Origin of the sequence: Psychrobacillus sp. FSL K6-4615 (assembly GCF_038008225.1) — a bacterium.
GTDB lineage: Bacteria > Bacillota > Bacilli > Bacillales_A > Planococcaceae > Psychrobacillus > Psychrobacillus psychrotolerans.
This window is the reverse complement of the sequence record NZ_JBBOYQ010000001.1, coordinates 3,656,111-3,680,281: the sequence shown is the minus strand read 5'-3', so window position 1 is coordinate 3,680,281 and position 24,171 is coordinate 3,656,111. Positions and strand designations below refer to the sequence as shown.

23 protein-coding genes are annotated in these 24,171 nt (G+C 33.9%); 18 read left to right on the top strand and 5 right to left on the bottom strand.

Annotated features, from left to right (window positions below):
* Positions 1-27: 27 nt before the first annotated feature.
* From yycF to rlmH, 8 genes are all read left to right on the top strand, one after another.
* The gene (gene yycF, locus MKX53_RS18630; protein WP_093537993.1) at positions 28-732 is read left to right on the top strand and encodes a response regulator YycF; all 705 of its coding nucleotides are present in this window, start codon (positions 28-30) and stop codon (positions 730-732) included.
* A gap of 5 nt (positions 733-737) precedes the next feature.
* Positions 738-2,561 (top strand): cell wall metabolism sensor histidine kinase WalK, encoded by a 1,824-nt coding sequence (walK, locus tag MKX53_RS18625; protein WP_340913159.1) that lies wholly within the window; start codon positions 738-740, stop codon positions 2,559-2,561.
* A complete protein-coding gene (locus tag MKX53_RS18620) occupies positions 2,552-3,880 on the top strand; it encodes a YycH family regulatory protein (protein ID WP_340913158.1) in 1,329 nt (442 codons plus the stop codon). Before walK ends, MKX53_RS18620 begins: the two co-directional genes overlap by 10 nt.
* Complete coding sequence (locus MKX53_RS18615; RefSeq protein WP_340913156.1) at positions 3,867-4,670, top strand: two-component system regulatory protein YycI; 804 nt, start codon at positions 3,867-3,869, stop codon at positions 4,668-4,670. Before MKX53_RS18620 ends, MKX53_RS18615 begins: the two co-directional genes overlap by 14 nt.
* 12 nt (positions 4,671-4,682) lie before the next feature.
* Positions 4,683-5,471 carry an MBL fold metallo-hydrolase gene (locus MKX53_RS18610; protein ID WP_093537989.1) on the top strand — a complete coding sequence of 263 codons (789 nt, stop codon included), beginning with the start codon at positions 4,683-4,685 and terminating at the stop codon, positions 5,469-5,471.
* A gap of 135 nt (positions 5,472-5,606) precedes the next feature.
* Positions 5,607-6,839, top strand: a complete 1,233-nt coding sequence (locus MKX53_RS18605) for a S1C family serine protease (RefSeq protein WP_445678275.1) — start codon at positions 5,607-5,609, stop codon at positions 6,837-6,839.
* A gap of 166 nt (positions 6,840-7,005) precedes the next feature.
* Positions 7,006-7,173, top strand: coding sequence for a CxxH/CxxC protein (locus MKX53_RS18600; protein ID WP_340913154.1), 168 nt, complete (start codon positions 7,006-7,008; stop codon positions 7,171-7,173).
* A gap of 87 nt (positions 7,174-7,260) precedes the next feature.
* Positions 7,261-7,740, top strand: coding sequence for a 23S rRNA (pseudouridine(1915)-N(3))-methyltransferase RlmH (rlmH, locus tag MKX53_RS18595; RefSeq protein WP_340913152.1), 480 nt, complete (start codon positions 7,261-7,263; stop codon positions 7,738-7,740).
* 277 nt (positions 7,741-8,017) lie between these two features.
* On the opposite strand, the gene MKX53_RS18590 is transcribed toward rlmH, so the two are convergent.
* Entirely contained in the window at positions 8,018-9,223 is a 1,206-nt protein-coding gene (locus tag MKX53_RS18590) for a GGDEF domain-containing protein (RefSeq protein ID WP_340913151.1), read from the bottom strand.
* Positions 9,224-9,590: 367 nt separating this feature from the next.
* Between MKX53_RS18590 and MKX53_RS18585 the strand changes: the two genes are divergently transcribed.
* A complete protein-coding gene (locus tag MKX53_RS18585) occupies positions 9,591-9,740 on the top strand; it encodes a hypothetical protein (protein WP_340913150.1) in 150 nt (49 codons plus the stop codon).
* Here MKX53_RS18585 and MKX53_RS18580 read toward each other — a convergent pair.
* The 3 genes from MKX53_RS18580 to MKX53_RS18570 all read right to left on the bottom strand — a co-directional run bounded on the left by MKX53_RS18580 (position 9,727) and on the right by MKX53_RS18570 (position 12,657).
* Complete coding sequence (locus tag MKX53_RS18580; RefSeq protein ID WP_340913148.1) at positions 9,727-10,962, bottom strand: polysaccharide deacetylase family protein; 1,236 nt, start codon at positions 10,960-10,962, stop codon at positions 9,727-9,729. The genes MKX53_RS18585 and MKX53_RS18580 overlap by 14 nt on opposite strands.
* 45 nt (positions 10,963-11,007) lie before the next feature.
* On the bottom strand, positions 11,008-11,739 hold the full coding sequence (locus tag MKX53_RS18575; RefSeq protein WP_340913146.1) for a hypothetical protein: 732 nt from the start codon (positions 11,737-11,739) through the stop codon (positions 11,008-11,010).
* Between the two features lie 372 nt (positions 11,740-12,111).
* Entirely contained in the window at positions 12,112-12,657 is a 546-nt protein-coding gene (locus tag MKX53_RS18570) for a glutathione peroxidase (RefSeq protein WP_340913144.1), read from the bottom strand.
* 454 nt (positions 12,658-13,111) lie between these two features.
* Here MKX53_RS18570 and MKX53_RS18565 point away from each other — a divergent pair, with 454 nt between their 5' ends.
* The gene (locus MKX53_RS18565) at positions 13,112-14,593 is read left to right on the top strand and encodes a methyl-accepting chemotaxis protein (protein WP_340913143.1); all 1,482 of its coding nucleotides are present in this window, start codon (positions 13,112-13,114) and stop codon (positions 14,591-14,593) included.
* A 411-nt stretch (positions 14,594-15,004) separates the two neighbouring features.
* Here the strand turns inward: MKX53_RS18565 and MKX53_RS18560 are convergent, their stop codons facing one another.
* Positions 15,005-15,883: an EamA family transporter gene (locus MKX53_RS18560; RefSeq protein ID WP_340913142.1), complete on the bottom strand. Its 879-nt coding sequence runs from the start codon at positions 15,881-15,883 to the stop codon at positions 15,005-15,007.
* A gap of 231 nt (positions 15,884-16,114) precedes the next feature.
* On the opposite strand from MKX53_RS18560, the gene MKX53_RS18555 reads away from it, so the two are divergent.
* From MKX53_RS18555 to MKX53_RS18520, 8 genes are all read left to right on the top strand, one after another.
* Entirely contained in the window at positions 16,115-17,233 is a 1,119-nt protein-coding gene (locus tag MKX53_RS18555) for an ABC transporter (protein WP_340913141.1), read from the top strand.
* 12 nt (positions 17,234-17,245) lie between these two features.
* On the top strand, positions 17,246-18,436 hold the full coding sequence (locus MKX53_RS18550; protein ID WP_340913138.1) for an ABC transporter permease: 1,191 nt from the start codon (positions 17,246-17,248) through the stop codon (positions 18,434-18,436).
* Positions 18,437-18,454: 18 nt separating this feature from the next.
* On the top strand, positions 18,455-19,360 hold the full coding sequence (locus MKX53_RS18545) for an ABC transporter ATP-binding protein (RefSeq protein ID WP_245762733.1): 906 nt from the start codon (positions 18,455-18,457) through the stop codon (positions 19,358-19,360).
* 209 nt (positions 19,361-19,569) lie between these two features.
* Positions 19,570-20,319 carry a methionine ABC transporter ATP-binding protein gene (locus MKX53_RS18540; protein WP_340913137.1) on the top strand — a complete coding sequence of 250 codons (750 nt, stop codon included), beginning with the start codon at positions 19,570-19,572 and terminating at the stop codon, positions 20,317-20,319.
* Complete coding sequence (locus MKX53_RS18535) at positions 20,312-20,974, top strand: methionine ABC transporter permease (RefSeq protein WP_340764605.1); 663 nt, start codon at positions 20,312-20,314, stop codon at positions 20,972-20,974. Before MKX53_RS18540 ends, MKX53_RS18535 begins: the two co-directional genes overlap by 8 nt.
* 25 nt (positions 20,975-20,999) lie before the next feature.
* Positions 21,000-21,824, top strand: coding sequence for a MetQ/NlpA family ABC transporter substrate-binding protein (locus MKX53_RS18530; protein WP_340764251.1), 825 nt, complete (start codon positions 21,000-21,002; stop codon positions 21,822-21,824).
* A gap of 369 nt (positions 21,825-22,193) precedes the next feature.
* Positions 22,194-23,702, top strand: a complete 1,509-nt coding sequence (locus tag MKX53_RS18525) for a malate:quinone oxidoreductase (protein ID WP_093537976.1) — start codon at positions 22,194-22,196, stop codon at positions 23,700-23,702.
* A 169-nt stretch (positions 23,703-23,871) separates the two neighbouring features.
* Entirely contained in the window at positions 23,872-24,096 is a 225-nt protein-coding gene (locus tag MKX53_RS18520; RefSeq protein ID WP_093537975.1) for a DUF1540 domain-containing protein, read from the top strand.
* Positions 24,097-24,171: the final 75 nt, after the last annotated feature.

The following is a 24,171-nucleotide window of genomic DNA, read 5'->3' as shown; positions in this document are numbered from 1 at the left end:
TAGATAATAGAAAAAGGGGAATTTAAAATGAGTAAAAAAATATTAGTTGTAGATGATGAAAAACCAATTGCAGACATACTGCAATTTAACTTGAAAAAAGAAGGGTATCAAGTAGTTTGTGCCTACAATGGTGATGAGGCATTAAAAAAGGTGGAGGAAGATCAACCTGACTTAATGTTATTGGATATTATGCTTCCTAACAAAGATGGAATGGAAGTTTGTAGAGAAATCCGAAAAAAATATGATTTCCCTATAATCATGCTAACAGCAAAAGATTCAGAGATAGATAAAGTACTTGGTTTAGAACTTGGTGCTGATGATTATGTAACAAAACCATTTAGTACAAGAGAATTAATTGCTAGAGTTAAAGCGAATATGCGCAGACACCAAACTATTCAAGAAGATGCAGAAGTAGTGACAAATGACATTGTTATTGGTCCACTAACGATACAGCCAGATGCTTATCAAGTGTTAAAAAGAGAAGAGACAATTGAGCTTACACATCGAGAATTCGAGTTATTGCATTATTTGGCGAAACATATAGGACAAGTGATGACTCGCGAACATTTACTACAAACGGTCTGGGGGTATGATTATTTTGGGGATGTGCGTACAGTGGATGTAACAATTCGACGTCTACGTGAGAAAATTGAAGATAGCCCAAGTCATCCTACCTATATCGTAACTAGAAGAGGTGTAGGATATTATTTAAGAAGTCCTGAACAGGAGTAGAAGGAATGCAAAAAGTTGGCTACTTTAAATCGATTCACGTTAAGATTGTGCTGATTTATGTATTACTTATTGTTATTGCGATGCAAATTATAGGGTTATATTTTGTTCGTGAACTAGAAATAACACTGAGAGAAAACTTTCAAGACTCTATATCCGATCGTGTTAGCTTAATAGAATATAGTGCCCGGGAAGAAATGATCAAAGTACGAAGCGAAGAAGACCAAACAAAAGAACAAAGTTTATATTCTATTTTGTCTGGTCTCAATTCAATTGATATTAAAGAAGTACGTGTTATAGATGCTAGGTATCAGATTTTAGCAACCTCAGATTCAAACAACCAATCGATTGTTGGCCAACGATCAATGGATGATTTAGTTCGAAAATCCATTACGGCAGAAGCCACCTTTAATAATATATCGGTAGATAGAGAAACAACAAATAGAATTTGGAATCTAGCCACACCGATTATTTATAAGGGTGAAGTAATTGGAACATTATATGTAGAGTCTAATATTGAAAATGTTTTTGGTCAGATGAATGAAATTAATCGAATACTTGCTGGAGGTACCGCAGTAGCATTAGTTATTACAGTAATATTAGGGATACTAATTGCCCAGACTATTACACGTCCTATCTCCGATATGAGAAGACAAGCACAAGCAATGGCAAAAGGGAACTTTTCAAGAAAAGTACGAGTTTATGGTAATGATGAAATCGGACAGCTGGCAATTGCCTTTAACCATTTAACGAATAGATTACAGGAAGCTCAATCAACAACGGAAGCAGAGCGTAGAAAGCTAGCATCTGTTTTAACCAACATGACTGACGGGGTAATAGCGACAGATCGTAAAGGTAGGGTTATCCTTATAAACGATCCGGCTCTAAGATTATTACGTATACCAAGAGAAATGGTTTTAAATCGTCCGATCATTTCAGTACTTGGAATAGATCCAGTCTATTCATTTGAAGATTTAATCCATTTAAAAGAAGCAATTAATTTGGATTTAAGCTCAAAAGAAAGACCTTTTATTTTACGCGCCAACTTTTCGGTCATTCAAAAAGAAACTGGTTTTGTCAACGGATTAATAGCAGTATTACATGACAATACAGAACATGAAAAAGTTGATATGGAAAGAAGAGAGTTCGTAGCAAACGTGTCTCATGAACTCCGTACACCTCTTACAACAATGAGTAGTTATTTAGAAGCTTTGGCTGATGGTGCTTGGCAAGATGAAGAAATTGCACCATCATTTTTACAGGTAACTCAGACAGAAACACAAAGAATGATTAGACTAGTAAATGACCTACTTCAATTATCTAAAATGGATAGTAGAGATTATGATTTGAATAGAGAAATTGTTAACTTCAATCAGTTTTTCAATAGAATTATCGATAGATTTGAACTTTCCAAGTCAGATCATGTAAGCTTCGTACGAATACTTTCTGACAATGCTTATTACGTGGATATTGATACAGATAAGTTAACACAAGTAATCGATAATATTATCTCAAATGCTATTAAGTATTCTCCAGATGGGGGCAACATACGGTTTGGTGTCGTAGTTTCAGACTCTATCTTAAAAGTTATGATTTCTGATGATGGTATGGGTATTCCATCTGAAAATGTAGATCGAGTCTTTGATCGTTTCTACAGAGTGGATCGTGCGAGAGCAAGATCAATGGGTGGTACAGGCCTAGGCTTAGCAATTGCCCGGGAAATGATTGAGGCCCATGGCGGTAAAATTTGGGCAGAAAGCGATGAAGGGAAAGGAACGACTATTTTCTTCACACTAGATATTTTAACTGAAGAGGAAGGTGAGTGGGATTGAAATATATTGAGCAATTAAAATCAGTTGTTCTGGTCTTACTTATTTTCCTTAGCTTTACATTAACTTTTGCTATCTGGACATATTCTCCTGTTATTCAAACAAGCGAAGGAACCACTGTAGATATATCCATTGCTCAAAAAAAGAAAATGGAAGACGTTATTAAACCTTATCGTATGATTATAAGTCAAGAAGGTGAGTTAAAAGGGTCTTTTAACAGTAAGCCTATTGAGTTTATACTCGACAATATGAAAAATTGGGAAATTCAAACGGTCGAATTAGCTAGTAATAAACTAAATACCGATCAAATAAATGAATTTATCAAAAAGCCTAATCGTGCAAGTTTGTTTTTTGCAGCGGATGTTCCTGTAGAGGTTTTAGGCACGACCTTAAAATTTGCAGATCCCGCTTTTCCAGATGCTTATTTTAATCGATTAATAATCGATTGGAATGAGGAAACCCCGGAGCACATGAACTTGTATTTTATAAGTACATCACAACAGAAGATGTATACAGCGACTGCTAAACAGGTGAATAAATTAGGATTTACGGATCGTATTTTAAAGTACACAGAAAAAATGCAAGTATATAATGAAATAATTACAGACAATAAATTATCATTATACGTTTCATCGTCACCAGAAAAAATCTTGAGTTATACCTATTCTATTAAAGAGATTGAATCAGAGAAATTCAAAGATGCTCTTTTCAATAACCCAAGCTTAGTGAGAAGTAATTCAGTTGGTACGAACGAGCTGCAATTCACCGATGATAGCGCATTAATGAAAGTGAATTATAATACTAGAAGTTTAAACTATGTGCATCCTGCTTCGGAGAACGATAATCCAGGGGTCCCAGTAGATCTTATTCAAAATAGCTTAAACTTTGTCAATGAGCATAACGGATGGACAGATGACTATCGTTATTACCGAATGAACACCGACAATAGTCAAATTAACTATCAGTTGTATTTTGCCGACTTACCGGTTTTTGGTAGAGAGATATTAACTGAAATCGCTCAGAAGTGGGGAGTTGAGCGAGTGTATGAATATTATCATCCTCTTTATACACTTTCCGCTGCTGTCCCTTTTAAAACACGGGAAGTAGAGCTAGCTTCAGGACAGTCCGTTTATGACTTTTTGTCTAATGCAACTGATATTAATACGAGTACTATAGACGATATCATAATAGGATATTACTTATCTCGAGATGAGACTCAACCTCACTTCAATTTAGAACCTTCCTGGTACTACTTAGAGAGTGGAAGCTGGATTCCCATATCTCCTGAATTATTAGGAGGGATGAAATATGGATTGGAATAAAACAAAAACTATCTTTATAATTGTCTTTTCTATTTTAAACGTATTCTTACTTTCTTTATATTTAGGTCGGTATAATGAATCTCAACAAATGGACAAACCAAATGATACACCTATCTCAGAGAAACTCGCTATAGATAATATAAAAATTTTAGAGACAGATCATGCCATACAAGAGGCTTCGTATGTGTCAGGAACTGTTCATAAATTTACTCTAGAGGAAATAGAAGAATTAGAGAATCAAGAAATAGAAAACCTTAATACAGATAAACTAGTGAGTACCTTTAAAGAACCTATAAAAATAACCGATGAAAATACCATTGAAAAAATAGTACAAGAGCAAGTGATAAGAGGTTCAGCTTATGGTCTATGGAAAATAGATGAAGAAAGCAAAACAGCTATATTATTTCAGCAAGTAAATAAACGGTTGGTATACTATAATACGAATGCGAAGCTAGTAGTTCACTGGAATGATAATAATGAGCTCATTGGTTATGAACAGACTATACTTGATGACTTAGAAAATTATAATGAGTCCCAAAAATTGTTGCCTCATTTACAGGTGATAAAAATACTGTATGATAATATTCTTTTAAAACCAGACTCCATGATTAAAGATATTGAACTTGGATATTCGACGTTAGCCCAGGTAACAGAGACACAAGTTTTTGCACCAACTTGGCATATTCTTGTAGAACTAATAGATGGCACAATGGAAGAATACTTTGTAAATGCAGTAGAAGGAAGAGTAATTGAGATGCCAAAAGAGACGGAACAATCAGTAGTAGAATAAGGAGTTTTAAAGATGAAGTTTAGTGTGTTAGCAAGTGGTAGTAGTGGTAATGCTGTTTATGTAGAAAATGAGGAACATTCATTTTTAGTAGACGTAGGACTAAGTGGGAAAAAGATGGATCAGTTATTTCAAGAAATTGATCGCGATATTAAAAAGCTCTCAGGAATTTTTATCACACATGAGCATAGCGATCATATTAAAGGGTTAGGGGTCTTAGCTAGAAAGTATGGCATTCCTATTTTTGCAAATGAAAAAACATGGTCTGCTATGGATCCACTAATCGGTAACGTACCATTAGACCAAAGATTTCAATTTGATATGGAAACAGTAAAACAATTTGGCTCTATTGATATACAATCTTTTGCAGTATCTCATGATGCAGCCGACCCTATGTTTTATATTTTCCATGAAAATGATCGAAAACTTGTTTTAATCACGGATACAGGATATGTGAGCGATCGTATGAAAGGGCTTATTAAAGGAGCAGACTCCTTTGTCTTTGAGAGTAATCATGATGTTAGCATGTTGCAGATGGGTCGTTATCCTTGGTCCGTTAAACGAAGAATATTAAGTGATGTTGGACATGTCTCTAATGAGGATGCTGCAGTTGCTATGAGTGAAGTAATTGATGTGAAGAATACGAATATCTATTTATCACATTTAAGTAAAGATAATAATATGAAAGACTTAGCTCGTATGAGTGTTACGCAAACACTTCAATCCTGTGGTGTGATTGCAGGAGAGTATGTGCATCTACATGACACAGATGCCAATAAACCTACAGAGCTAGTATTTGTATAAAAATCGAAGTTCCGAATACTATGGATGTAGTATTTGGAACTTTTATTTATTTTTTAAGAAATTTTCATCTTATTTTAATGTGTAATGGGTACATTGTTAGTATCAGACATATTAGAAATAGAGAGGAAGAGAAAGATGGATATAAATAATCCCTATGGACCACAATTGCCAAATGAACAATCAACGATAGAACCCAAGAAAAGGAATGGAAAAAAACGAGGCATGGCTGGCTATTTCTTTAGTGGACTTGCAGGCGTACTTGTTGGTGCTTTACTCGTATGGTTCTTAATACCTTCTGTAGTAACAAACCTACCATCAGACAGTGAAACAAAGTCAAAAGATACAACACAACAGACACAACAGCTTTCAGTAGATGTTACTACAGATGTCACTGATGCTGTAGAAAAAGCTTCAAGTGCAGTTGTTGGGATAACTAATATTCAGTCCGCAACAAATTTCTGGAACCAATCAGAAGCAACTCAGGATGCGGGAACAGGCTCCGGCGTAATATATAAGAAAGAAAATGGTAAAGCTTATGTTATTACAAATTATCATGTTATTGAAGATGCAAAATCAGTAGAAGTAACATTAGCTGATGGATCTAAAGCAGAAGCAAGTATTGTAGGAGGAGACATTTGGTCTGACTTAGCGGTGCTTGAAATTGATGATACTGGTGTAGAAGCGGTTATAGAGTTTGGTGACTCAGATATATTAAAACAAGGTGAAACAGTTATTGCTATAGGTAATCCTCTAGGACTTGATTTTTATGGCTCGGTTACAACAGGAGTGGTATCTGGTAAAGACCGTGCAATACCAGTAGATTTAAATGGCGATGGTTTAGAGGATTGGCAGTCAGAGGTTTTACAAACGGATGCTGCGATTAACCCTGGAAACAGCGGTGGTGCTCTGATTAACTTAGCAGGGCAGCTTATCGGAATAAATTCGATGAAGATTTCTGAATCTACGGTAGAGGGTATAGGTCTTGCAATACCAGTTAATACAGCCATTCCAATTATAGAAGATTTAGAGCAAAACGGAAAAGTTAATCGCCCTTCTATGGGAATAACACTTATTGATTTAACGAATGTACCGGCGGTTCACCAAAAGGAAACATTAAAATTACCGGCTGAAGTTACAACTGGTGTTGTAGTTGATGAAGTAGTGGAAGGAACTCCAGCGGCAGCAGCGGGGATGAAATCATACGATGTCATTGTAGAAATGGATGGTGAAAAAGTAGAAAATACTATTGAACTCCGCAAACATCTGTACAACGAAAAGGAAACAGGAGAAGAACTAAAAGTAAAAGTCTATAGACAGGGAAAACTAGTAGAGTTAACATTACTTCTAAAGGAAACAACAGAACTATAAACATGTGGATAACTTATTAGTGCAAATAAAAGATGTACACAACGAGTAGGAAAAAAAAGCGTGGCTTTCCTACTCGTTTTTTCTTTGGTAAAATAGGTTGTGGATAACAACGAGTGATTTGTGTATAACTATTAAAAGTATTCGGACAATAAAAGGAGTGATGGAAGTGAGAATATTCAGTTGTGAAACCCATATAAACCACGCTTTAGACATGTTTGTGGCAGAACAAAAAACTTTTCCTATGTTAGAGGAATTAAAACAAGAGGAAAAGTTATCCACAGTTTGTTCATACTGTGAAAACTCTGCATTATATATTGTGGCTAATGAAAATTGAAACACAAGATGTAGATAACTATTGTGGATATGTGCATAAGTGGTGTGCATAACTTGTTTGTAAACGAAATGTAAAGGTGGATAACCTGTGAATATACAAATTGTATCAGTAGGTAAATTAAAAGAAAAGTACTTAAAAATGGGAATTGAAGAATATACGAAGAGACTAGGGGCATACGCCAAAATAGATTTAGTAGAGGTGGCTGATGAAAAAGCACCTGAAAATCTAAGTGAAGCTGATATGGAAATTGTAAAGAAAAAAGAAGGTGACCGAATTCTATCAAAAATAGGAGCAGATACATATGTTATTGCTCTTGCAATTGAAGGGAAGATGAAAACGTCGGAGCAATTGGCTGGCGATATAGAATCCCTCATGACATATGGAAGAAGCAAAATTGCGTTTGTTATAGGAGGATCTTTAGGATTACATGTAGATGTCATGAAACGCTCTGATGAAAAACTTTCCTTTAGTAAAATGACCTTGCCTCACCAATTGATGAAGTTGGTGTTGGTGGAGCAGATTTATCGTGCTTTTAGAATTATGAAAAATGAACCTTATCATAAGTAATGAGGTTTACATGAGAAAATCTGAAGTGAAAGAGGAAGGGGGTTAATCTATCTCTTTCACTTTGTAAATTATGATCAATCGATAATCAATTTTCAGAAAATGTCCCTTGTCTTTATTTTATTATCTGAATTAAAATGAGCCATAACATAAATGACTTAGATTATAGTTGAAATTAAATTATTTAGAATACTTGCTTATGATTTAAAAAAATCGAATGAGTGACCTTCCGAGAGAGTCAATCTTCCTCTACTAATAAAAAATGAACTATAATCAGCAGTTATTTGCTTACACAGTTTCGACCTTTTTTCTTAGCTCTGTAAAGAGCCTTGTCAGCTCCTTTTGTTACATCGCTAGAATTCTTATATGTACTGTTTTTCTCACATACTCCTATGCTTATAGTGACAAATAATTGGCTTAAATTTCCACGTTTTGATTTTGAGTTTTGAGCTTTTGATAATTTTCTGGTGTATCCTGACTTGGATACTTGTTCACGTAATTTTTCCAAATGAGGAAGTACATCATTCATAGATTTACCTGGAAACAGAATTGTAAATTCTTCCCCACCATAACGAAAGGCTTTTCCCCCACCTGTGACCTTCACCAAATTAGAAGCTACCAATTTTAAAACATCATCTCCAACATCATGTCCATGCTTATCATTGAATTTTTTAAAAAAATCAATATCAATCATTGCAATAACATATTTATTTCCTAGTTTCATCAAGTTTTCCCTAAGGGCGCGGCGGGAAGGGATTCCTGTAAGTTCATCAAGATATGCCATGGAGTAGGAGTCCTCGATAATGCTAATAATTAATATTAAACCGGAGGCACTTAAAAATATAGAAAAAGATATTTTATCATTAATGAAATAGAGGGCTGTGAAAATAGAAATAATAACCCCAACTAGTCGTACCTCAAAGACACTATTTTTCACATAGGCTTTTATTATAAAATATATTAACGTGAATAAGAAAATTGCCAAAGCTGTTTGATTTATAATGGTTCGCTCTAAAGGGAGATTGATGAGTTGATAATTCAATACCTTTTGTATTGAATTATTGGACACAGCGATTTTATATATAACAAACAGCTCAATTAGTAAAAGAGTTATACGTATTTTTCCCCATAAGGAGAATAACCCTCTTTCCTTTAAGTGCGAGATAGTAAAGATATTAAGAGGGATAAGCAAGCACATCAAGGAATAAAGGTCCTGAGAATAAGTTGAGTTATTTATTGATAATTCTAAGTAATAGTTCAAAAACAGTTGAGATAGGATAAGCAGTAAAGTTATCAGGAAAACCCTTCCTTGATTAAATCGAATGCTTAAGGCAATTCCTAACCCAAAAATGACGTATGAAGAATATTCAATGACAAGTATAACTGGAGGTGTGAAGGAAGGAATGTTTTTGATTAAGTAATAACATCCCAAGAGAATAAAAATAGAAATAATAGATGAAAAGACAGTTTTAAAAGTAATTTTCACTTAAGCTTGACTCCTTTAATTGTGTGGTCATATTATACTATTTGTAGCTTAAGAAGCTAAGTTGTCGATTAAGACTATACAATAAATTTCGGCTATTCAATTAGAATCTTTAACTTTAAAAATTATAGAAATAGTGATGTTCCTAAATGCTTATTGTTAACGCTGACGATAAGTAATCACAGTAAATACTAATAAGTAAAACCTCATTCAGATAAACTAAGGAGAACCGTCACATAAGTAAGTCGATTTTTTTATTTGTAAAACCGAAGATTGGATTAGTAATATTTTCTTATTCTGATGGTAGTGAGATAAAAAATTGTTCTATAGTCGAAGTTTTCCTGATAGAAACAAGCAGAGGAAGGGGAATATGAGAGAAAGGATCTGTAAAGACTTCTGGAGTGAAAATAAAGGAGAAGATAAAAATAAATCCTTTAGAATGAAGAAATTCGTCAATCTAGAGGATCTATTGGATGCGATATGTATTAAAAATAACAGCAAAGATTTTAATGTAAATTAACAATTTTTAAATCCTGCTCCTGTAAGTATTCAATTATTTTTGGTAAAGCATCAATTACAGCTTGAGATTCATGCAAAAGGATAATTGACCCGGACGTTTTATTATTACGTACATAATCAAATATTTTATCTGCATCTCGTGATTTCCAGTCTTCAGGATCTTTATTCCAAAGTGTTATTTTGTAATCGTGATTATATAGAACATCTTTTGTCTGTTCATTTAAAGCGCCATATGGTGGTCTGAAGAGTACTAATTTTTCTTTTGTAATATCTTCAATTGCTAAAGTAGATTGTAAGATTTGATCTTCTAAATCTGTGATGGATAGGTTCGACATACTAATGTGGTTCATGGAATGGCTACCAATTGAATATCCATTGGATTGTACATATCGAACGAAGTCCGGATGTTTTTTTGCGTTAATTCCTAAAAAGAAAAAAGTACCACCAACCTTGTACTCTTTTAATATATCAGTGATTTCCGTTGTATACTTTGAAGGGCCATCATCGAATGTGATTGCAACGTATCCTTCTGGAATGTCGTATGCTACGGAGTCAGTAAGCATTACATAAGGAAAACTGTAGTTGGAAGAAACTTCGCTTGATAAGTTAGTATGGGATGTAACATTACTGTTACTGTTGACTTCTTTAATTTTAGCTTCGGCATTAGCCACGACAGTATTATTAATTTCAGCCTCATATAGATACAAGTTATATATATATCCAAACAGTATGATAAATATAAAGCCAATTACACCACCACTTATCCATTTTATAGTAGTATTGTATCTTTTGGATATAATACTATTTGTTTGCGTGGCGATTGTGTCCTCAATTTCCGTCATACTTATAGATAAAAAGGGTAGTAAATCCAAATCATTCATACTATTACTATTTTTAATAGCTTCTAAATTTTTTTTGTACTCAACTGAGCAATTGAAATATATTCGTTGACTTGTATTTAGGTATGTTTTTGTAAGTACACTTTTAAAATAATTGTTAGATGTTTCCGATGTTATATGCAATGATAATCTGTATTTATGGTTACCGTTAAATTGACATATATTCTTTAAATTATTTGCAGTATCTCTATCAATTTCCCAGCAAAGTTCATATTCTTCTTCAAATGATAGTTTTATACGTAAATATGATTTTTCATCATGATTTTCAATAGCTAATAATTCAATAACTTTTACGAACTTATTAACAAGGTTTCCTCCTTTCACTGTCAGAAATTAACTCTTACTACTACCTATTTACTTTGATTGTGATTAATTTGAGGGAGTTGTCTTCGTTGAGAAAGAGAAAGACATTCTATCAGTAAAATCATTAATAGTTTGCATTAATTCCTCCTTCTCATTTACAATTTTCTGATGCTGTTCAGCATACTTTTGATTTTCGATTTCTAAGATTCTAATTTTATCTTCAAGTTCATTGGTTTTTAACATGCTGTGATATTGCATGTTTTCGAATTCTTCGTAAAGTTTGTTGTATTTAGAAACTTCTGCTTCAAGTTGATTAGAAGTCTTTTCGTATTCCATGTTGGATGTAAGCTGATATGTCTTATAATCTTCAAGGAGCTGATCATAGCTCATTTGTTTATTCGTTAAGGTAATTTCTAATTCGCGAATTTCCTTATTTTTTTCTTGAAAAAGCTGGTCTTTCTTTATTTGTTCATGCTTAAAACGACTTATCGTTTCATTTGCTGCATTTACTTGTTCCTCAAGGCCTTTGTTTTTATATGATACCAATTGTCGTTCCGTCAGCATATTTTCTATCGAAATCATTACATCAAGTACTATTTTATCTTGATTATCTTTTGAAAAAATTTTTTTATTGTTATCTGTAACTAATTGTTCAACCTCTTCCGTAATCATTGAGGGTCTGTCTATAATAATATCGGTAATAATTTCTTTCTGTTCTACAGAAATATTCTCCATTTGGTTTTGTTTGGAAAGGATACTTTTAAACCAACCTGTTCCTTTTTTGTCTATTTCATTCACCGAAATATCATCTCCTATTGACACTTATAAGTTTAAGGGCCATATAAACTAATTAAAAACTAATTAAAAACTATTTAAAAATTCCTAATTTTATTGTATAACGTCGCCAAAAATTGTCAACTACTGTCGGTTTTTTGATAAATGAAGTTAATATTGTATATATGAGGATTTTGTAAAGTTTGTAGCAAAAGAAATAGAGGCGTTGTTAGATTTATACTTCAATATTAAACCGCACTTAGCCATAATTACGAGGAACCATATCATAAGTAAGTGAGGTTTATATCAGAAAAAAGTCAAATATATATTGAATTCTAAAATACCCCTTTAAAATAGATAATTTAATCTACATATTGGGCTTTATTATATAATTACTTAAAGTAAGGCCTGAATAGCTTCTTGAATATCAATCATAGAAGCATCTGGCTCAAAACGAGCAACAACTTTTCCTTTACGATCTACTAAGAACTTTGTAAAGTTCCAACGAATATTATTACCAATTAAAAATTCTGGATAATGCTCTTGGATATTTTCAAATAACATTTTTTGTTGAAACGTATTTTTATCCATTTCCGGTGCATCAATTTCATGCTTTAAATAATTAAATAAAGGATGCGTGTTGTCGCCGTTAACATTGATTTTATCAAAAACTGGATAGCTTACACCAAATTGTACCTTACATTGTGCAGCAGTTTGCACGCTATCCTCGGGATTTTGATTACCAAATTGGTCACAAGGAAAAGAAAGTACTGTAAAACCATCTTTTAATTTTTTTTCATATAACTTCTGTAAATCTTCGTACTGATATGTAAATTCGCATTGACTAGCAGTGTTGCAAATTAGCATCACTTTATCTTTGTAAGTTTCCATAGAAAGAATATCCCCGTTAGGCTTTTTCACTTTATAATTATAAATACTCATTTTTATTAACCTCCATTTATAGGATATTAGTATATAAGAATACTCATTAATAGTCCAAAAGTTTGTTTGGATATGAAATTCATTAATAGTTGACCAGTTACTGGTAGAAATATGAATGTCTCTATTGACAAAATACATATTCCTTTTGCTAGTGGGAGATTGAGATAACAAACATAAAATAGTGTAGTGAAAGATAATATCTTATGCAAATAGTTCTATTGACTATAAGGTTTAATTTACCATATACTAAAGTTAGTTATGGTATATATTTACTAATATATGGTTGTTATCTAATATTGAGAAAAAATAGTACAGGGATTAAACAGGTTTGAATTTTTTTAAGATAGAAAAATACATTCATTTACAATAGACACAGGTAAGAAAAAACAAAAATAATAATTGAAAATAAAAATCAATTAGTAGAATGGTGATATGTATGGAGGAAAATAAACTCATGGAAAATAAACCTTTTTCATATAATTTTCAAAGGGTTCATCAGTTAAACTTAAAAATTACATGCTTCCTATTGGCGATAATTGTAATCCCACTAATCATTAATAACGGATTTGGCGGATCGATACTGTATATTTTAACTGCTGCTGTGGTTATAGCATTTGCTTGCTTAAATTATTTTTTGAAGCATTCTGATATTGTGAAGGCAGTATTATTTGCAGCCTTACCAGGAATGGCAGTATTCACATTATTCTTATTAGATGGTTATACATTAAATAAGCATTACTTAGTTTTCATTACAATTGTAATGGCCGCAATTTATTTTGAGCGAAAGATTTTGATTACGTATGGGCTTATTGTAGAAATCTGTGTCGTGTTACTTTACGTACTAGCCCCGGATAAGTTTTTAGGGGAAAATAAATCGTTCACGAGCTTTCTTACAATATTTTTCGTATATAACGGAATTTTATATATGTTAAATAAACTAAATGCATGGGGTGGCGAATTAGTTTCCAAGTCTGAAGAGCGTGAGCAAGAGGCAAGTAAGCTACTACAAGAAACGAAAGAATTAGTAGCAAAGATTGAACAAAGTGCTCATACGTTAGGTATAGAAACAGATGATGTAAAAAATACGTCGAATTCGTTAGCAACCGTCAGTGATACAATTTTAAATACGACACAACAAATTGCACAGTCTATTCAAAGTGAAGCCGACTCAATTTTTGCGATGCATAATATGATGCATGATTCGAAATCAGAGCTTTTGCAAACAGTTGATTTATCCCAAGAGGCGATGGGGCATTCACAGCAGGTAAATGAGCAGTTATCGATGAACACACAAAATGTAGATAAAGTAACGAAACAAATGGATATATTAAGTGATTCCATGAATATGACAGTGAGCACGATGAATGATTTACAAAATAGTCTACAAACGGTGAATGATTTACTTGGCAACATAAAAAATATTGCCGACCAAACGAATTTATTGGCACTAAATGCTGCGATTGAGGCGGCACGTGCTGGTGAACACGGGAAAGGCTTTGCAGTAGTAGCAGATGAGGTTCGAAAGTTGGCAGAGGAAAGTGCAGTAACGGCATCAAAAATTACGGAAGTTACTTCTAAGCTATTCACTAACTCATCAGCGGCACAAGAGCAATCTTTACAAGGTCAAACAACAGCGTTAGAAGGTCAAAAGTTACTCCAAGAAATAGCAACGGTGTTTAATAATGTCAAGGAGTCAAGTGATATTTCAAATGTAAACGTGAAAAATAGTGTACTTGCGATTGAAAAAGTAAGCAATCAGTTCACTCATTTATTGGGTGAAATTGATATGCTATCAGCAGTAGCGCAACAAAATAGTGCGGCAACTGAAGAAATCGTATCTTCTATTTATGAGGAAAATAAACTATTAGAAGCAATTGGAGATGCAACAACTAAACTTCAAACGTTAAATAGAGAGCTTATTGTTTTAACAAAATAGTTCAAACCGGCAGTATCGAAGAAGAATAGCTATATTACGGAGATCGATATTATATATGTTCTAGGTAAAAGAGTATAAAAATAAACAATTAGAAAAACAGCCTGTTTATTAGGATGTTTCAGACTGTAGACAAACTCTTGAAATTTGAGTCTGCTTACAGTCTGTTTTCTTTTAAAATAGACTTGTTAGATAATAAGGTAAAAGATAAAGCGAAGACTACGCTAAAAGAAAAAGGTGAATAAAAAACCAGTCTGACTAAATAAAGTCAGACTGGTTTTTTTACTAGTAAGGAGAAGTTTATATCAAATTCATTAATTCGATCTGATCCATATTCCATCCGCTTGAAGACACAAAAATATCAACATATTTGGGTAAATACTCTTCTTAGCATTAAGGATATTCTTTAATTCTTTAGAACAGTTTAGTACCTAGTTCATTACAAGCGATAGCTACTAGTATGATAGCGATGCCTAACCACTGTAAAGGAGTTACTACTTCTGACAAAATAAGACTCGCTGAGAGGATGGCAATAGGCAATTCAATAGACGTTAATATATTGGCGACTCCACCTGAAACTAACGGAGCACCAGCGGCGAAAAATAATGGTGGTAGCACTGCTCCGAATAACGAAACACCAACAGCAATCGTCAACAAGTCACTCTCCAATGGCAGTACCGTAGGAATGTCATGCATGAATACAATGAACACTAAAATGGTTGAACCAGTCACCATTAAAGAGCTTCGCGTCCATGGGTCCACATTTACAGCAACTTTACCACTGCAAAATATAAACCCTGCATAAGTGAATGCTGATAGGATTCCAAAGATTAACCCTTTATATGGTAGACCACCTATATCGCCATTTACAAAATTGGAAGCAAAAAAGACCCCTATTAAGATTAGTATGATGGACAATATAGTTATAGGTGCAGGTTTTATTTTGCTGAAAATCCATTCTAAAATAATGCCTATCCAAACAAACTGGAACATTAAAATAATAGCCAGTGACGCCGGCAAATATTCCATCGAACCATAATAAAAAATACTAGTTAAACCGATTAAGCAACCGGTAATCATTATTTGAACAATATTCTTCTTATTCAGGCCATTGAAGCTGGCGCGTTTGATTAGAGTTAGGGACCATAATAAAAAGAAGGAAATGACCATTTGTACAATATTGATTTGCCCAAGCGAGTAGCCAAAGCTAAATCCAAGTTTAGCAAATATAGGTGTAAAGCCGAAAAAGGATGCACCTAATAATATATAAATAACACCTTTATTTAATTTCACGATATGACCTCCTTCGCGCCAATACATCATCATATCATGAAAAAAGAGATTTTCTATAAATACCTAAAATGAGGAACAAATTATAGAAAAATTACAGTCATTTTACAGATTATTTTTTCTGAAAAAGGTATTTTCCTAGTACATAGAGAATGGTTAATATAGGAGATATGTAATAAAAATTAACTTAATATTCAAATTATTTTTTTGTTTTTGTTAAAAGGGGTGGATTATGTGAGAGGTATGTTAAAAACGCTATTTATTATAGAGAAAACAAATAAGAAAAATATTTTTGCTTGTCTAATCGTGGCGCTTTGTATTATTGGGATGGTTGTTTATGCGAATTCAACAGAGTTAGGTAATCCTATTAAAGAAAAATCAAGTGAATCATTACCAGTTAAGGTAGCTATGAATAAATTTCAAATTGTAGATGCCAGTGAGTACGGAGATGGTAGTGATATATACAAAAATATCGTTAAACAATATTATACATATCCGAAACAAGGGATGGCCTTAAAAACAGAGCAACCAGAATTATTTGTAGATACAGCAATAGAGCTAACAGAATTACGAAAACAAGCATTTGAAATGGACAATTATGATCTGGTAGCTGGAAATCTGCCATCAAAGATAGAGAATGAAATGGACTCTTCCTATTATAAATATTTAAAACAACATAGTTTAGAATTGTCTTTTGGCTCCCTAAGTTTCTATCCATTTTTAGCGTTTTTATTTAGTGTAGTAGGCTCGGTATGGTTTGTTCTAATTTGTATTTACTCGTCTAATATTATGATAGAGGATTTCCGCCATATTACTATTATTAAAGGTTATCCTATTGCTTTTAGTAAGTATGTGTTAGCGAAATGTATGACTTCGATGGGTATAGTAGTTATTTTCATAATTGAGCTCTTCATATGTAGTTTACCTCTAATCTTTTTTAAAGGATTAGGACAGGCATCCTATCCTGTAGCCGTTTTTAACGGGGATGTAATGGTTTATCCTATTTATAAATACATAGCAGTTTCGATTATTTATATGATTGTTCTGGCGATTTTTGCGATTTTATTGTCTGTAATTTTAAATGTACTATTAAAAAATGTTTATTTAACTATTTTTGTACAAGTTATCCTTGTTGTTTTACCCATTTTGTTCCCGGGGCTAATCGAGCTGATACCGTTTAATCCATTTAACTATGTTAACTTTCCGAGTGTCTTAAATGGAGAGTCTTTGAATTTAGCTACGCCAGTCGCCTTAAATAGCAATGCAGGATTGCTTTATTTGTGTATTAGCATTGGATTGCTAATGGCTATTATAAAATGGGTTTTATCGACAGGTAAGCTACAGAAAATATAGGAGGTGGATAAAATGTGGGCCTATTTTAAGTGGGAGTTGAGTCAATTTTTTACGAATAAGAAAAACATAGCTGTATACGTGATTTTACTATTTTTAGCTATATACTTTGTATTAAAAATTGCACCTTCATACGAACCTATTGAAAAAGTCGATGTAGCAGAGATGGAAGCACGTTACACAACGAGAGATGATTTTATAAAAAGTGTCGAAGGGAAAGACAATATACATCCTTCCGTTGCATTTGCACTGGCCATATTCCCGGGGTGGAATGAATATGATAAGGCAAGAATTGATGCAATTGGTGATAAGGATTACTTAAAATATGCAGAAGCAACAGCGGGATGGTATCTGTATTCAGACCAACTAATTGTCAACAGTGGTGACTTCTTCTACAACCCTCTCTATTACACCTATGGTAATAATTATGCTCATGCTGATGGACATTATGGGTATGGTTATACAGCTAGCAGGTTTACTGGTTACGTAGAGGGAAGCTCGGAGCTGTCTATGCAGTTGTTTGAAGAAAGAACTGCTCTGCAAACTTTACAACGGATGCTAAATGATTATTTGCCAATCGTATTATTTATAAGCTGTATCCTTTTATCTGTAGATATTGTGTTGAAAGATCGTCGTAACCCTAGTTTATTAAAAGGATTTCCCATAGCTGATTGGAAAAAGCTATTGATGAAAGGAATAGTTGCTTTTATAGGAAGTGTTCTAACATTTATTCCTCTATGCGTAGGTTTTATAGTTATTGGATTACAAAATGGATTTGGTGATTTTTCACTGCCGGTGCCTATCTATTCTTACATAGAAGAAGCCTTTACTAATATGCCAATGATTACATTTATATTAAAAAATGTCTTGTTTATGGCTATTTGGTTCTTATTCTTTATAGTGATCAGTTTGTTCCTAAGTATAATTGTGAAAGCGGAGTTTGCTAATTTATTTGTCAGCTTTCTCCTAATTGCTGCGGAGTGGATATATTTTGAACGAGTAATGGGGGCATATTCAGATATTGAACGTTATCCAACATCATATGTACAAGTAGGACAAGTCATTTCAGGATATAGAAACTTTGTTTATGAGTCGCCTGATTTAACCTATCAATACGGGTTAACGATAGTAGGTGGTTGTACACTCTTTTTGATGATATTGACGCTGATTGTGAGTAAATTTAAAAGGTTTAAGTTAATAGCCTAGGAAAGGGTGATAGACTTGTTGGAACTAAAAAAAATAGGTGTACAGTTTGGAGACAAACAGGTATTAAAGGATATATCGATTAAATTTCAACCAGGGGAAATCATTGGTTTAGTAGCACCAAATGGCACAGGGAAATCGACATTGATGAATGTGATCATGAATTATTTACCTCCCAATCAAGGAAAGGTGATTTTAAATCATGAACTACAATATTCAAGTAAAGCAAATGAGGTGAAGATACATCAGGATGTATCTATGATGCCGGACCAAAGTGATTTATATAATCATGTTTCTGGTAAGAATCATCTGAAAATCTATCAGGAAATGTGGAATAGCGATCCGAAATTAATAGATGACACAATTGTAAAACTTGGTATGGAATCTTATGTAAAGAAAAAAACAGGCACTTATTCTTTAGGAATGCGTCAGCGTCTATGCTTTGCTATGCAAATTGTTTCCAATACACAAGTGATGCTGATGGATGAAGTGATGAATGGATTGGATCCAACGCACGTAGAGCTAATATCTCAAATACTTTTACAAAAAAAGGCAGAAGGTAAAACAATTATTATTGCCTCTCATTTATTGGAGAACCTAGAGCAATACGCAGATCGTATATTCTTTATGAAAAATGGGGAACTAAAGTTAGTAGACGATGTGTCACCTGGTTTTAGTGACAACAAGGTAACAACGGTTCGTGTATCAAATTTCTCGCAGGAGCTCCTTATAGTTTTTAAAGAGCAGTTTCCAGAACTAGCAGTGCAGACATTACCAAACGGTAAAACGCTTATTGATGTAAAGGAGCAAGACACAATAACTTTAGGTGCCATTACCCAGTATTTAATAGCACAAAGACTAACTGATTTTAGCTTTGGTAAGTTGACATTGAATGATTTATATTCGTTGGAGTACCAGCAAAGCTAATTACTTCTTGAAACAGAGCAGACTTGCGATTCCCAATGGGACCTTGCGATTTGCTCTGTTTGAGTTGCGCTTATTATGCTATGGACAAAATTGTGGAGTATTTTACTACGATTAGTCCCATAGTATTAGCTTAATGACAGTACACCCATAATGCGTTATAATTAACCACATTGTAATCACCCTTCAACTAAAAGAAAGGGGTTTTTTTTATGATTAAATTAGTTAATGTCAGTAAAAGCTTTTCGCAGTTTAAAGTCATTAAATCTGTATCTCTAACGATAGATAAAGGTGAGGTCCATGGGATTATCGGAGCTAGTGGAGCAGGGAAATCCACCTTGTTGAGGCTTGTGAATTTGTTAGAACTCCCGGATCAAGGGGAAGTAGAAGTGAATGGTCAAAAGCTAACAAATCTTAGCAGCAAAGAACTTCGACGAGCCCGCAAGTCAATCGGAATGATTTTTCAACACTTTAACCTAGTGGCAAATAAAACTGTTTACGAGAATGTAGCAGTATCGTTAGAGTTGGCTAACTATCCAAAGAAGGAACGTAGGGATCGAATAATAGAGTGTCTTCAATTTGTTGGATTAGAAGATTTAATAAAGCAATATCCAGCTCAATTAAGTGGTGGTCAAAAACAGCGTGTTGCAATTGCAAGAGCATTAGCGAACAATCCACAAGTTTTGTTATGTGATGAACCAACCTCTTCACTGGATCCAAATATAAGTGCTGAAATACTAGGAGTATTAGAAAACATTAATAAAGTTCTAGGTGTTACAATTGTTATTGTCAGCCATGAGATGGAAGTAATTAAAAGTATATGTAATCGAGTAACGGTTATGGCAAATGGAGAAATTTATGATACCGTATCAACTGAACCAATTGGGGTCCACCATATAGATAAGAGCCCTAGCTATTTTGTAGAGCAATTAGCAAAGGCTGGTGAGATGGATGATGCCTGATATATTGGTTCAATATGAAGCTGAAATTTGGTTATCCATTGGCGAAACATTTATAATGGTTGGGGCATCTATAGGAGCAGCGATACTATTAGGTCTCCCGGTTGGGACTTTACTTTTCCTTTGTCGCAAGGGAGAAGTAATTGAAAATCGATTGGTTTTTACTGTTTTAAATTTATTGGTAAATATAATACGATCTTTTCCATTCTTACTACTAGTTGTTTTTTTAATTCCTTTTACAAGATTAATCATAGGGACAGCTATCGGCACAACAGCTGCAATTGTTCCGTTAGCAATCATTGCTATTGCACATTATTCAAGACTAGTCGAGCAATCATTATTGGACGTACCTAAAGGTGTAATGGAAGCAGCAATTTCAATGGGTGCTTCTGTTAAAGAAATAGTATTTAAATTTCTTTATGTAGAGACTAGATCTGGTCTTGTTCTTGGACTAACTACATCAATAATTAGTTTTATTTCTTACTCGACCATTATGGGAGTAGTAGGAGGCGGTGGTATTGGTGACTTTGCTATACGGTATGGGTATCAACAATTTAAGACGGATTTAATGATTTATATGATTATTATTATGATTATACTAGTACAGCTCATTCAGTTTACTGGTACTACTATCGCCAGAATAATAGATAAGCGTTAGATAACAGGGATAACAGGAGGAACATATGAGAAAAATTCTTTTATTAATAACATTGTTAGTGGTAATTTTAGCTGGTTGTAGCCAAGAGAAAGAGAAGAATGATAAAGAAAAAGTGCAGGGAAATGATGAAGAAGTAACATTAAAAGTAGCGTCATTAATCCCTCCAATGACAGAAATTCTTGAACTTATTAAACCGAAGTTAGCAGAGCAATCAATTAATCTTGAAATAGTTGTTTTAGGAGATAATGTTCAACCTAACACTGCACTAGCAGCAGAAGAAGTAGATGCGAACTTCTTCCAACACGTTCCCTATATGGAGGAATTCAATAGAAATAACGATGCAAATCTAGTGCCAATTATTCCTATATACTTTGCGAATTATGGTACATATTCTAAAGAGTATAATTCGATGGATGAATTACCGGAAGAAGCTGTAATTGCAATAGCAAATGACGTTTCAAATATAGATCGTTCACTAGCATTGTTAGCCCAGCATAATGTCATTACTTTAAAAGAAAAAACAGGTTCCTACTATACGAAAGCTGACATCCTGGAAAATCCGAAAAACTATAAGTTTGAGGAAGTAGATTTGTTGATGCTAGCGAGAATGTACGATGATGCAGATGCAGTAGTAATGACACCAGCATATGCTGCACCATTGAATTTGACGCCCAAAAGTGATGCGCTCCTTACAGAAGGAGACGACAACGACTTTGCTATTACTTTAGTTGCGCGCGAAGATAATAAGGATTCAGAAGCAATTAAAAAACTAGCGGAAGCTATGACAAGTACTGAAGTACGTGAGTTTTTAGAGAAAAACTATGATGAAACGGCAATTCCAGCATTCTAATATAACTTAAAAAGGGCTATTCGAGTGGACTTACACTCTGAATAGCCTTTTTTGTGAGGAGAAAACTATAGAAGGGCATTTAGCTCTAGTGACAGCAGCCAACATACTAATTCTTATGTGAACTCAAGTATAGTCAGCGATTTTGTATGTCATTATCTGACTGGAAGTAGTCACATTTTTTGCTGACTTTAAAATCGCTTACAAATAGCTTATAATGGACTCGTAGTAGAAGATAGAATATTTATAATTGTAATTTATGATATGGTTATATTAGAATAGAAAAGATGTATTTCTGTAATTTAACTTGACATAAAGTTATGCCTAAGTAGTGTACATCCTTTAAACAAATACGGAGTAAGGAAGGTTTATATGAACAAGAGAGAAACTGAAATAGAAACAGAAGTTATCTTAATAGGTGCCGGAATTATGAGTGCTACTTTAGGAACATTATTGAAGCAATTAAAACCAGAGTGGAAAGTTAAAGTATTTGAGAAACTCGATAAAGCAGGGGAAGAAAGCTCTAACGAATGGAATAATGCTGGAACAGGGCATGCAGCACTGTGCGAGCTAAACTATACTTCAGAAAATCCTGATGGCTCTATGAATATTACTAAAGCTATTAATATTAATGAACAGTTCCAACTTTCCATGCAGTTTTGGTCTTTTCTGGTAAACAGTAAGCTACTAAATAATCCGGAAGATTTTATCATGCCGTTACCTCACATGAGCATGGTACAAGGAGAAGAGAACGTCGCATTTTTAAAGAAACGTTTTGAAGCAATGTCAAATAATCCTTTATTCCAAGGAATGGAATTTTCCGATAATCCAGAAAAACTGAAAGAATGGATTCCGCTGATTATGCAAGACCGTCCAGCAACAGAAGCAATTGCAGCTACAAAAATTGACTCTGGAACAGATGTTAACTTTGGAGCTTTAACACGTATGTTGCTTGACCATCTAAAAAACCAAAACGTTGATATAAATTATAATCATAGTGTGGAAAATCTTAAACGCACGAGTGATGGTAAATGGGAAGTAAAAGTAAAGAATGACGCTGAAGGTAAAATTGAATACCATACCGCAAAATTTGTCTTCGTTGGAGGCGGAGGTGGAAGTCTTCACTTATTACAAAAATCCGGTATTCCTGAAGGGAAGCATATTGGTGGATTCCCAGTAAGTGGACTATTCTTAGTATGTAACAAACCAGAGGTTGTAGAACAACACCATGCAAAAGTATACGGGAAAGCTAAAGTTGGTGCTCCACCAATGTCTGTTCCGCATCTTGATACTCGATTTATTGACAATAAAAAATCGTTACTATTCGGACCATTTGCAGGTTTCTCACCGAAGTTTTTAAAAACTGGTTCCATGATGGATTTAGTAACTTCTGTGAAACCAGATAACTTAACAACTATGTTGGCAGCAGGCGCAAAAGAGTTATCATTAACAAAATACTTAATCCAACAAGTTATGTTGTCAAAAGAAAAACGTATTGAAGAATTACGTGAGTTTATCCCTAATGCTAAACTTGAAGATTGGGATACAGTAGTTGCAGGTCAACGTGTACAAGTTATAAAAGACACAGAGACTGGTGGTAAAGGCACACTTCAATTTGGTACAGAGATTGTTACCGCAGAGGATGGCTCTATCGCAGCATTGCTAGGTGCCTCTCCAGGTGCCTCAACCGCTGTACATGCCATGATCGAGATACTTTATAGATGCTTCCCACAACATGTAGATGAGTGGGAACCAAAAATTAAAGAAATGATTCCATCATATGGCGTATCGTTAATGGAGAATCCTGAGCTTTTACAGGAAGTTCATGCTTCAACTGCAGAAACACTTTTACCTAGCAAGAAAGAGAAAGCTCATAATTAAGTCTTCCAAAGAATCTTTAATCTGTCTATTGATGGATTAAAGATTCTTTTTTGATTTCTAGGACTTTCAGAAGAAAAATTCTTATAAATTAATATCGTAGAATGGGACAAGATACTTTATAAGGAATACATTTTGTATTTCTTAATAAATTTCAATGAGGAGGACATTTATGCCAAATGTAGAAGTGAAATGCGCTGTATCAAATTGTATTTTTCACGCAAAAGGGAATGTTTGTGGTGCCGAAAAAATTGAAATAGATATGGATTACCATGCAAACCACAATAATACAGAGTTCGCTTCTGAATTTGATTACCGCTCTATTTCTGAAGAAGCTAGTCATTCTGCAGATACTTGCTGTAAAACGTTCAAATCTAAAGATGTAGCTTGTGAATAGTATTAGTACATCATACTAATGATAAAAGCAGCCCTGTTTTAGATTATATTGGCGAAAATAACCTGATCATTGAGA

What these genes read in the sequence shown, in the direction of transcription:
- yycF (WP_093537993.1), top strand. Translation starts at nt 28, where the DNA reads ATGAGTAAAAAAATATTAGTTGTAGATGATGAAAAACCAATTGCAGAC.
- walK (WP_340913159.1), top strand. Translation starts at nt 738, where the DNA reads ATGCAAAAAGTTGGCTACTTTAAATCGATTCACGTTAAGATTGTGCTG.
- MKX53_RS18615 (WP_340913156.1), top strand. Translation starts at nt 3,867, where the DNA reads ATGGATTGGAATAAAACAAAAACTATCTTTATAATTGTCTTTTCTATT.
- MKX53_RS18610 (WP_093537989.1), top strand. Translation starts at nt 4,683, where the DNA reads ATGAAGTTTAGTGTGTTAGCAAGTGGTAGTAGTGGTAATGCTGTTTAT.
- MKX53_RS18605 (WP_445678275.1), top strand. Translation starts at nt 5,607, where the DNA reads ATGGATATAAATAATCCCTATGGACCACAATTGCCAAATGAACAATCA.
- MKX53_RS18585 (WP_340913150.1), top strand. Translation starts at nt 9,591, where the DNA reads ATGAGAGAAAGGATCTGTAAAGACTTCTGGAGTGAAAATAAAGGAGAA.
- MKX53_RS18570 (WP_340913144.1), bottom strand. Translation starts at nt 12,657, where the DNA reads ATGAGTATTTATAATTATAAAGTGAAAAAGCCTAACGGGGATATTCTT.
- MKX53_RS18565 (WP_340913143.1), top strand. Translation starts at nt 13,112, where the DNA reads ATGGAAAATAAACCTTTTTCATATAATTTTCAAAGGGTTCATCAGTTA.
- MKX53_RS18550 (WP_340913138.1), top strand. Translation starts at nt 17,246, where the DNA reads ATGTGGGCCTATTTTAAGTGGGAGTTGAGTCAATTTTTTACGAATAAG.
- MKX53_RS18540 (WP_340913137.1), top strand. Translation starts at nt 19,570, where the DNA reads ATGATTAAATTAGTTAATGTCAGTAAAAGCTTTTCGCAGTTTAAAGTC.
- MKX53_RS18535 (WP_340764605.1), top strand. Translation starts at nt 20,312, where the DNA reads ATGCCTGATATATTGGTTCAATATGAAGCTGAAATTTGGTTATCCATT.
- MKX53_RS18530 (WP_340764251.1), top strand. Translation starts at nt 21,000, where the DNA reads ATGAGAAAAATTCTTTTATTAATAACATTGTTAGTGGTAATTTTAGCT.
- MKX53_RS18525 (WP_093537976.1), top strand. Translation starts at nt 22,194, where the DNA reads ATGAACAAGAGAGAAACTGAAATAGAAACAGAAGTTATCTTAATAGGT.
- MKX53_RS18520 (WP_093537975.1), top strand. Translation starts at nt 23,872, where the DNA reads ATGCCAAATGTAGAAGTGAAATGCGCTGTATCAAATTGTATTTTTCAC.